Origin of the sequence: Thomasclavelia cocleata (assembly GCF_900102365.1) — a bacterium.
GTDB classification, from domain to species: Bacteria; Bacillota_I; Bacilli_A; order Erysipelotrichales; family Coprobacillaceae; genus Thomasclavelia; species Thomasclavelia cocleata.
Map to the genome: position 1 here is coordinate 47555 of NZ_FOIN01000013.1, position 10039 is coordinate 57593.

Genomic DNA, 10039 nt, shown 5'->3' on the forward strand with positions numbered 1-10039 from the left:
CTATTTTCCCTCCCGATTATCAATAATAGCTACGGCAATATTATCATAGCCCCCATGTTCATTTGCCAAATCAATCAATTCATCTACCATTTTTGGAACTTTTAAATCTTTACTTAATACTTCTACAATCATTGTTTCATCAAGGCAATTGTATAAGCCATCACTACAAAGCAATAATAAACTATCTGCAAATTCTAATTCAATTAAAGAAGGATTCAAATTTGTTTCAGCACCTATCGCTTGCATTAAAACATGTTTTTGACTATGATTTTTTCCTTCTTCTTCACTAATTGCACCACGTTCAATCAGTTCATTAACTAGTGTATGATCTTTTGTTACTTGTACTAGTTTAGCATTTTTTAAAATATAAGCCCGGCTATCACCAACATGAGATATGTATAACATATCATTCATGAAAACAGCCACAACAATTGTCGTTCCCATACCATTATGTTCAATATTCTGCATTGCCATTTTTTTAACGATAATATCAGCTTCATTAATTGTTTCCATTAGCCATTTTTTTACTTCACTATCATTATCAAACGGAGGAATGCAATTAAAACAACTTATCACATGTTCCATTACTACTCTTGATGCTATTTCTCCAGAACGATGTCCGCCCATACCATCACAAACAACTGCAACGATCTGATCTTTTATATTAACAATTATCGATGCCTGATCTTGATTTTTACTTCTTACTTTACCAATATCAGTCTTTGCATAATAGTTCATCATTTCACCCCATTTCGTTTTGCTCTTAATTGTCCACATGCACCATCAATATCACGGCCATGTTCTTTTCTCATCGTTACATTAATATGTAATCTAAGTAATTCACTTTTAAATATTTCTGCCTGCTCTTTAGAACTAGGCTGATACCCATGTTCATCAACACTATTATAAGGAATTAAATTAACATAAGCATTTAATCCTCTTAAATAATGTGCCAGCTGCCTGGCATAAATGATATCATCATTTATATCTTTTAACAAAATATATTCAAAAGTGACCCTTCGGTTAGTCTTACTAATATAATTACTAACCGCCTCTCTCAAATCATCCATTGGATAAACTTTATTTATTGGCATTAACTCATTTCGTATTTCATCATTTGGGGCATGCAATGAGATAGCTAAATTGGTTTGAATTCCTTCTTCACTATATTTATTAATCCCATCAATCAAACCACATGTTGAAATAGTGATATGACGTGCACCAATCGCTAATCCATGAGGATGATTAATGATTCTTACAAAATCCATAACATTATCATAATTATCAAATGGCTCACCAGTCCCCATTACAACAACGTGACTAATTCGCTGTCCTACATCTTCCTGTACCTTTATAATTTGGGCTACGATTTCACCAGCTGTAAGATTACGCTGCTTGTTTAATAAACCACTAGCACAAAATGTACACTTCATGTTACAACCAACCTGGCTAGTTACACATAACGATCTTCCATAATCGTGAATCATCAAAACAGATTCAATTAAACTTCCATCTAATAATTCAAATAAATACTTAATTGTTCCATCTCTAGATACCTGTTTTTCTTTAATCTTTAAAACATCTAAAGTGAACTCCTCATTTAACTGATTTCTCAAATCTTTTGATAAATCTGACATATCTTCAAAACTTTGAGCATCTTTTTGATAAAGCCAACTAAATACTTGTTTTGCTCGAAACGGTTTTTGCTTGATTAAGGCAAAATATTCAGTTAACTGTTCTAATGAATAATCATAAATATTTTTCATCTTACTTTCCTTTTTCTAATTTACACATATAAAATCCATCACTATCATAAATATATGGTAAAATCTTTTTTTCTTCAACTATTTTCATATCTTGATATTTTTCAAGAAACTGTTTAATCATTAATTCATTTTCTTTTTTATTTATAGTACAAGTACTATAAACCATTCTACCACCTTTTTTCAATAAATAGTAGGCATTGTCTAATAATTTTGCCTGCAAAAGAATGATTGTATCCATGGCACTAGAATCATGATACTTTATTTCTGGCTTACGTTTCATTACACCCAAACCACTACATGGAGCATCTAATAAAATTTTATCAAATACAGCTTTTGGATAGTGATCTTTTAATAAAGTAGCATCACCTGCATGCAATTCAACATTATTCACACCTAAACGCTTCAAGTTATCTTTAACCAGCTTGATCTTATGTTCAAATAAATCATAAGCAACTATTTTACCTTGATTATTCATAATAGCAGCTAAATGAGTCGTTTTACTTCCTGGAGCACAACACATATCTAATACTAAATCTGTTTCTTGAGGATCTAATAATGGAGCAATCAACTGACTTGATTCATCTTGAATTGTAACTAATCCATTTTTAAAATAATCTGTATTAGCAATATTACCAGCTTTATATAAAACACCATCTGGTGAAAGATTAGCCTCACTAAAATTTTCATCTTTTAATAAATCCGTCTTTGTAATTTTTAGTGTATTAACTCTTGCAGCTCTTGTAGGAGGAGTATTGTTATGTTGACAGATTTTCCTTGCTGTTTCAAAATCATACTGTTTACTTAACATCTTAATAATCCATAGTGGATGACTTGTTTCAATTGATAACTTTTTAAATTGATCTGTCTCATCTATTTCACGTTTTCCATTACGCAAAAAGTTTCTTAAGATTGCATTAACAAATTTTCCTGCAAAATTATCGCGTTTTTTAGCTAAATAGACCGCCTCATCAATTACTGCATAATCAGGAACTTTATCTAAAAAAATAAGTTGATACAAAGACATTAATAAAATCATTTTTTCACGACTTTTAATTTTCTTTCCTTTAACATACGGTGCTAATTGATATTCAAGATATAACTTATTTTGTATAGTCCCATAAACAATTCGGGTTGCTAAATCTTTATCACTTCTTGATAATCTACTATGTTCTAAATAATCATTTAATGTAATATTTAAATAACTTTGTTCATTTTGATATTTTATTAATACTTCTAATGCAATTGTTCTTGCCATATAAAATCCTTTCTATATTTGATTATAGGGATTAAAATCACAAACAACATTAACTTTATTCCCTTTTTTATTATAAAAATCACTCATCTTTTCTAATACTGGGTATAATAATTTACTATTAGTAAATTTAATCATAATCCTTTTACGATAAATATCCTGCATACGATAAACCAAACTATTAGCAGGACCAAGAATTACCATATCTTCTAATTGTTTTTGTAGGTAAGCTTTAATTTGTAAAGCACATTGATCAACTACTGTTTCATCTTTTCCTTGAATTAAAATACTTACTAAATGAACATAAGGTGGATAAATCGCCAACCTTCTGGTTCTCATTTCTTCTTGATAAAAACTAAGATAATCGTGATTCTTGACACATTGTAACACAAAATGCTCTGGATTGTATGTCTGTATCATTACTGTACCTTCTTTTTTTCCACGACCACTGCGCCCTGAGACCTGTTCAAGTAACTGAAAAGTACGTTCATTAGCCCGAAAATCAGGAATATTTAAACTTATATCAGCATTTAAAACTCCTACAAAAGTTACATTTTCAAAATCTAATCCCTTAGCTATCATCTGTGTCCCTAATAAAATATTACCTTCTTTACGTGCAAACTGATCTAAAAGTTTTTGATGTCCATCTTTTTGTTTTGTTGTATCAACATCATATCGAATTACTTTAGCTCCCTTAAAATTAGTTTCTAGCTGTTCTTCAACTTTTTGTGTTCCTGTTCCTACTAATTTTAATTGTTCCCCTGAACAATGTGGACAAATTTTTGGCATTTCAATTTGATGTTCACAATAATGGCAACGCAATTTGTGATCAACTTTATGATATGTCAATGTCACATCACAGTGAGGACATTTAATTACTTCACCACAGTCAAGACATCGAACATATGTAGCATATCCCCGTTTATTTAACAACAAGATTACTTGTTCGCCACAATCAAGACAAGTTTGAATTTTTTCTTTCATAGCTTTAGAAAAAAGAGAATAATTTTTATTTCTGATTTCCACAGCCATATCAATCAATTCAATCTCCGGCAATGGAAACTGATTAATTCGCTTAGGGAGTTTATATAAATCATAAACTCCTTTTTGTCCTCGACTATATGATTCTAATGAAGGGGTTGCACTTCCAAGAATAACTGGACAATTATGATACTTACCACGAATCCGAGCAATTTGAGTAGTTTGATAACGAGGTTTAGTTTCCTGTTTATAACTAGAATCATGTTCTTCATCCAAAATAATTAACCCAATCTTTTCCAATGGCGCAAAAATTGCACTACGAGCACCAACTACTATTTTTACCTCTTCATTTATGATTCGACGATATTCATCATAACGTTCACCAGATGATAATTTAGAATGTAAAATCGCAACCTGTTTACCAAATTTATGTTTAAAGGCATTAACCATCATTGGAGTTAATGAAATTTCAGGAACTAACATTAATACTGTTTTATTATTTTTAATCACATATTTTGATAAGTGTAAATATACTTCTGTTTTTCCAGAACCTGTCACTCCATGAATTAGAGCTGTATGGTATGTATTTATTTTACTTATAATACTGCCAACTATTTTTTGCTGATCTGGTGTAAGAGGAAATTCATGTTCTTTTTTTTGATTATCCAGATATGGATCACGATATATTTCTTCATCAACTACTAATACGGCTTTTTGTTCAATTAATTTATTAAGCAGCCCTCGACTATAAGGAAAGTCTTTTAAGGGAATATCTGCATGTTCCTTTAAAAATTGATATGCTTCCTGTTGCTTAACTGTATTAACTACAATATTTTTATTAATTACTTTTATTACTTTTTGATATTTAATCCTGACACTTTTATTAGTACTTGGTTTTAATTGTGGTGGCAGCATTGCTTGAAGGCAACTTATTCTGGGAGACAAAGTCAGCTTTGCAAGAGTTAAAGATAATTCCTGCAGTTCCTGGTTTAATAAAGGTCTTTCATCAATTATCTCACTAATATAACGATATTTAAATCCTGCTATTTTTTCCAATTCTTCCTTTGTCATGCTACTATATTCACAACCTAATACATATCCAATAATCCGTTGATATCCAAAAGCAATTGCTACCCGTACTCCACCCATGATTTCTTCATTAGCTAAATAATCAAATGCAGTATCCAAAGCATGAGTTGGATGCTCTACTAACACTTGTACAATATACACCATCATCATCTCCAATTTTATCTTATTCTATCACATCAAAGGGATAAATTAAAAGAGCTGAGCAGCTCTTAGATATATTACATTTAAAACAATTAATAATACCCCTTAAATAAATTACAATACATTTTAAAATTCGTACTAATATGCAATATGATAATTTTTAAACAACTATACGATTTTGGAGCCTGGGCACTAACCATTGCATGATCAAGTTTAAATTTACGTGCATAATGATCAGCTTTACGAAGATGCCAGCTATTAGTAATAACTAAACAGTTTTTTAAATTATATGTATCCATTATCTTTTTTGTATACATTAAATTATGATATGTACACATTGATTTATCTTCCTTGAAAATTACATTTTGTTCAATTCCTAATTCAAGTGCATAATTTTCCATAATATCAGCTTCTTTATATTTATTTTTAACACTGCCCCCAGAAAAGATAATAAACTTTACTTTTCCTTCATTATATAATTCAATGGCTTTATCAACTCGTGATTTCATAATTTTTGATGGTTTACCATCATTATTAGTAGGATAACCACAAACTATTGCACAATCATATTTCACATATTCATACTTCTTTTTTGGTCTTTTAAACACTGTTATAAAAACAACAAAATTGATCAACCCAAACCATCCAACTATCTTTTTCAACATATTTCCACCTTCTTTCCATATTTCCCAGGAAATACGACAAAAGGGAATCAATGTCCCCTTTTCTTTGCTTTACGTTTTTCCTGTTTTAAACGAAACAAATAATCTCTTCTATTCTTTTCTAACTTTCCTTGATTAAATTTCTTTATTTGTTTATTTTGTTCATATTGCTTTTTTAAAGCTTGCATAGATTTTGTTCCAACAGATAAATTTAAACTTTGTTTTTTAATTATTCGTTGCATTCGTTTAGGATTTTTAGGTTTATTCTTCAACCTTTCATGATACTGAGCTCTAAAAGATAAAGTATAGTAATTATATAAAATAAACTTATATATATCACCATCTTTTGGTTCACTACCAAAAACAATTTTTTCAACATAAATATCTTTACCATCTCTTACATAAAACATCCCAATCCAAAACGGATCTTCAAAAAACACATTTAATTCCATAAAGCTTTCCTCCTTAAAATAATACCAAAGAAAGGACAACCTAAGGAGGCAGGTTACTGACAGTTAATAACTGCGCCTGGAATACCAACCAGACAGTGTTTTTATCTTTGTAATTCTATTATAACTTATTTCTCTTGTATATTTAAGAAATTACACCCAATAAATAAAATTACCCAAACAACAGCTACTATCAATAAACTAATACTGACATTATTATTCAAATAAAAATAAACTTTTAAATCATCATATAAACTCATCAATAATACTAATATAATAATAAAAATAAACATATATGGCAACTTTAACTTACCATCATCTTTTTTCATTACCTTAAACAATTTTTTATCAAACACTTTAAAAGCATCTAATAACATATATACACCTATAATAGAGCCTACAAAAATAAGATCAGTAGGACAAAAAATTAAATTTGTACTTAAATTCCCCTCAACTATTTGAGCAAAGTATAAAATAAAAACAACACCAGGATAAAAAATATATGTAAATAATTTGAAATATTCTTTAAATCTTTCCATCTTTCCTCCATTAAAAATCAGGGATTTTTACCCCTGATCAACATGATGTTCTCTAATAATTTTTGCAATTTTATCCTTTGCTTCAAGAATATCATCATTTTCAACTACATATTTATATTCACCTTTTGTAGCTATTTCTTTCCTTGCTTTAGCCAAACGCTGTTGCACAATTTCCTCATCTTCTGTTCTTCGTCCTCTAATTCTTCTTTCTAATTCTTCCATACTTGGCGGTACAATAAAAATTGTTGTTGCATATGGACATTTTTTCATGACCTGAAGAGCACCCTGAACTTCAATTTCTAATACTACATTTTTTCCCTCATCAAGCAATTGATCAACATAATCTTTAGGGGTTCCATAATAATTCCCAACAAATTGAGCCCACTCTAATAATTTATCTTCATCAATTTTCTTTTTAAATTCATCCTCTTCAACAAAAAAATAATCAATTCCATCTTTTTCTGCTGGACGTGGCTTACGTGTTGTCATAGAGATTGAATAAGCCAAATTCAAACTTTCATCCTTGAACAATTCTTCTCTTACTGTTCCTTTGCCTACACCACTAGGACCACTTAGAATTATTAACATTCCTTTTTCCACATTAACACCCCTTTTTTAGTTAAGTTCATCATACAAAATACACCTTATAATGTCAATTGTTTTCAATCTATGTTATACTATTTTGGGTGATAAAAATGGCTTATGATGGAATAATGATGCATCAAGTAATAAAAGAATTAAACAATACTATAACAGGTGGTAGAATTAATAAAATCTATCAAATATCTAAATATGAATTATTAATACAAATACGAAACAATCGAACAAATTATAAGTTACTACTTTCTTGCCATCCTATGTATGCAAGAATTCAATTAACGAACTTAATCTATCCTACTCCAGAAAGTCCAAATCCTTTAACAATGTTATTTAGAAAACATCTTGAGGGCGGATATATAAAAGAAATAAATCAAATTGAATTAGATCGTATTTGTCATATTCTTTTTGATTGTCATAATGAATTTGGGGATTATGTAGAATATCATTGTTTTATTGAAATAATGGGTAAACATTCAAATATTATTCTCTGCAATGAAAACAAAAAAATTATTGATTGCCTTAAAAGAATAACTCCAAATATAAATAGTGAACGCTTTGTACAGCCTGGAGCAATATATTATTTCCCTCCAGTAAATTACAACAAATTAAATCCTTTTAATCATGATTTTATTGAAAATAATAATTTATCTAAAGTATACCAGGGAATGTCTCCAATTCTTTCAAAAGAAATTCTCTTTAGGCATGATAATGGAAACGACTTTAAAACTATTATAAATGAAATAAAAGAAAGTAATCATTTATATATTAGTAGCACAGGTGAAAAAGAATATTTTCATTTAATTCCTCTAACACATCTACAAGTAAAACCTCAAGAATATCCATTATTTGATGGTCTTGATCAACACTTTGATTTAATTGATCAAAAAGAACGAATAAAACAACAGACTTCTAATTTATTAAAATTCATATCTAATGAATACCAAAAAAATATTACTAAATTATCAAAATTGCAGGCAACATTAGAAAGTTCAAAAAACAGTGATGAATATCGTATCATTGGTGATTTATTATATTCTAATTTACATTTATTAAAAAAAGGAATGAAACATATTGAATTAGATAATTATTATGATAATACTAAAATTATGATTGATTTAGACGAAAAACTCAGTCCAAAAGCTAATGCTCAAAAATATTATAACAAATATCAAAAAGCAAAAAATTCAATTAATGTATTAAATGAACAAATAAACTTAACCAAAAATGAAATAGAATATTTTGACAGTTTATTAACATTAATGGATAATGCATCATACTATGATGCATTAGAAATAAAAGAAGAATTAGAAAATTTAGGTTATTTAAAAAAGAAAAAGAAAACAAATTCTATTCGCAAAAACAAAAAACCAGCATTTGAAACATACTATACAAAAGATGGAATTGAAATATGTATTGGCAAAAACAATCTTCAAAATGATTATCTAACCTTTAAACATGCTCATCGCTATGATACATGGTTCCATGTTAAAGACATGCCTGGCAGTCATGTGATTGTTAAAGGGGATCAATTAGATGAATATACGATTCGTCTTGCTAGTAATATTGCTGCCTACTTTTCTAAAGGTAAAAATAGTAGTAGTGTCCCTGTTAACTATACCTTAGTTAAGACTCTAAAAAAACCAAATGCAGCAAAACCTGGTCAAGTTATTTTAGATAAGTACAAAACTATTTATATAGATCCTGATGCCAGCTGTTTAGAAGAGTTAAGAAAAAAATAGATGCTTAAAGCATCTATCTTTTCTAACGTTTACAACCACAACCACATCCACCACTATTAGTAGTGTTATACATTCCATTGATTACTGATTCTCCATCAGTTGCATTAATACCACTGTTATCATATGCAGGTGTTGCATTAGCAGCATTTGCATATGGATTTCCATTGCATTGAGTCATAAAAGTACGTTCATAGCGTGGATAATATCGTGGATAATAAACAACATTGTTAACATGACGGCATTCAATTGGGCAAATAATTGGTTGTTCTACATATTGATTAGAGCAGCTTGTACAAACTTTTCTTGGTGCAACAATTGGAGTAGCACGGCAACTATTCATGTTGTTATTCCATCCACATCCATTACAACTATTACAGCTATTACAACCACATCCTGAGTTCCAAAACATCATTACCACCTCCTTTAATATACTATATGTATTTTAAAATTTTGTGCTAAGGCAAATCACATGGTAGTGTCAAATAAGTTATGAAAAAATTTCATTTTTTCATAACTAGAATTCCATAGTTGATTCTATGTAGTAATCAAAAGCTTCATCAAGCAGGATATTCCATTTATTTGGCATATTATGTGTCTTTTTTAAACAGTCAAGCTGTACAGGCGGTTTATATCCTAAAGTTGTATGGTTTCTTAAAAAGTTAAAGTATGTTGTAAACAGACACATGAAGTCATTGGCACCTGCAAGCGTGTTGAAACCATTTTTTACAGCATATGAATACTGAAATGTTCGATTTAAACGTTCAATAATTTGTTTGGCAGGACGATGTTTCTTTGATACTGGATCATCATTCGTAAGACCA

The 10039-nt window shown here is 29.4% G+C and carries 11 protein-coding genes; 1 reads left to right on the forward strand and 10 read right to left on the reverse strand.

The window, feature by feature from the left end:
- The 8 genes from BMW96_RS06695 to gmk form a co-directional block, all read right to left on the reverse strand.
- A complete protein-coding gene (locus tag BMW96_RS06695) occupies positions 1-738 on the reverse strand; it encodes a Stp1/IreP family PP2C-type Ser/Thr phosphatase (protein WP_092353775.1) in 738 nt (245 codons plus the stop codon).
- Positions 738-1766, reverse strand: coding sequence for a dual-specificity RNA methyltransferase RlmN (gene rlmN, locus BMW96_RS06700; RefSeq protein WP_092353777.1), 1029 nt, complete (start codon positions 1764-1766; stop codon positions 738-740). The genes BMW96_RS06695 and rlmN overlap by 1 nt, the downstream gene beginning before the upstream one ends.
- A gap of 1 nt (position 1767) precedes the next feature.
- The gene (gene rsmB / locus BMW96_RS06705) at positions 1768-3021 is read right to left on the reverse strand and encodes a 16S rRNA (cytosine(967)-C(5))-methyltransferase RsmB (protein ID WP_092353779.1); all 1254 of its coding nucleotides are present in this window, start codon (positions 3019-3021) and stop codon (positions 1768-1770) included.
- Positions 3022-3033: 12 nt separating this feature from the next.
- Positions 3034-5232 (reverse strand): replication restart helicase PriA, encoded by a 2199-nt coding sequence (gene priA, locus BMW96_RS06710; RefSeq protein ID WP_092353781.1) that lies wholly within the window; start codon positions 5230-5232, stop codon positions 3034-3036.
- A gap of 89 nt (positions 5233-5321) precedes the next feature.
- Positions 5322-5894: a YdcF family protein gene (locus BMW96_RS06715; RefSeq protein ID WP_092353783.1), complete on the reverse strand. Its 573-nt coding sequence runs from the start codon at positions 5892-5894 to the stop codon at positions 5322-5324.
- A gap of 47 nt (positions 5895-5941) precedes the next feature.
- Positions 5942-6343 (reverse strand): YjdF family protein, encoded by a 402-nt coding sequence (locus BMW96_RS06720; protein WP_092353785.1) that lies wholly within the window; start codon positions 6341-6343, stop codon positions 5942-5944.
- A 125-nt stretch (positions 6344-6468) separates the two neighbouring features.
- Positions 6469-6879, reverse strand: coding sequence for a hypothetical protein (locus BMW96_RS06725; protein WP_092353787.1), 411 nt, complete (start codon positions 6877-6879; stop codon positions 6469-6471).
- A gap of 27 nt (positions 6880-6906) precedes the next feature.
- Positions 6907-7479, reverse strand: coding sequence for a guanylate kinase (gene gmk / locus BMW96_RS06730; protein ID WP_092353789.1), 573 nt, complete (start codon positions 7477-7479; stop codon positions 6907-6909).
- A gap of 95 nt (positions 7480-7574) precedes the next feature.
- Here gmk and BMW96_RS06735 point away from each other — a divergent pair, with 95 nt between their 5' ends.
- A complete protein-coding gene (locus BMW96_RS06735; RefSeq protein ID WP_177165822.1) occupies positions 7575-9218 on the forward strand; it encodes an Rqc2 family fibronectin-binding protein in 1644 nt (547 codons plus the stop codon).
- A gap of 22 nt (positions 9219-9240) precedes the next feature.
- On the opposite strand, the gene BMW96_RS06740 is transcribed toward BMW96_RS06735, so the two are convergent.
- Both BMW96_RS06740 and BMW96_RS06745 read right to left on the reverse strand, forming a co-directional pair.
- Positions 9241-9630: a hypothetical protein gene (locus tag BMW96_RS06740; RefSeq protein WP_244881274.1), complete on the reverse strand. Its 390-nt coding sequence runs from the start codon at positions 9628-9630 to the stop codon at positions 9241-9243.
- A 102-nt stretch (positions 9631-9732) separates the two neighbouring features.
- Positions 9733-10039 (reverse strand): integrase core domain-containing protein (locus BMW96_RS06745; RefSeq protein WP_143050715.1); only part of this gene is annotated, 307 nt, incomplete at its 5' end.

Bases quoted from the DNA above. Each gene is read 5' to 3' on its own strand.
- BMW96_RS06735 (WP_177165822.1), top strand. From the start codon at position 7,575: ATGGCTTATGATGGAATAATGATGCATCAAGTAATAAAAGAATTAAAC.
- BMW96_RS06725 (WP_092353787.1), bottom strand. From the start codon at position 6,879: ATGGAAAGATTTAAAGAATATTTCAAATTATTTACATATATTTTTTAT.
- BMW96_RS06740 (WP_244881274.1), bottom strand. From the start codon at position 9,630: ATGATGTTTTGGAACTCAGGATGTGGTTGTAATAGCTGTAATAGTTGT.
- rsmB (WP_092353779.1), bottom strand. From the start codon at position 3,021: ATGGCAAGAACAATTGCATTAGAAGTATTAATAAAATATCAAAATGAA.
- BMW96_RS06695 (WP_092353775.1), bottom strand. From the start codon at position 738: ATGAACTATTATGCAAAGACTGATATTGGTAAAGTAAGAAGTAAAAAT.
- priA (WP_092353781.1), bottom strand. From the start codon at position 5,232: ATGGTGTATATTGTACAAGTGTTAGTAGAGCATCCAACTCATGCTTTG.
- BMW96_RS06720 (WP_092353785.1), bottom strand. From the start codon at position 6,343: ATGGAATTAAATGTGTTTTTTGAAGATCCGTTTTGGATTGGGATGTTT.
- rlmN (WP_092353777.1), bottom strand. From the start codon at position 1,766: ATGAAAAATATTTATGATTATTCATTAGAACAGTTAACTGAATATTTT.
- BMW96_RS06715 (WP_092353783.1), bottom strand. From the start codon at position 5,894: ATGTTGAAAAAGATAGTTGGATGGTTTGGGTTGATCAATTTTGTTGTT.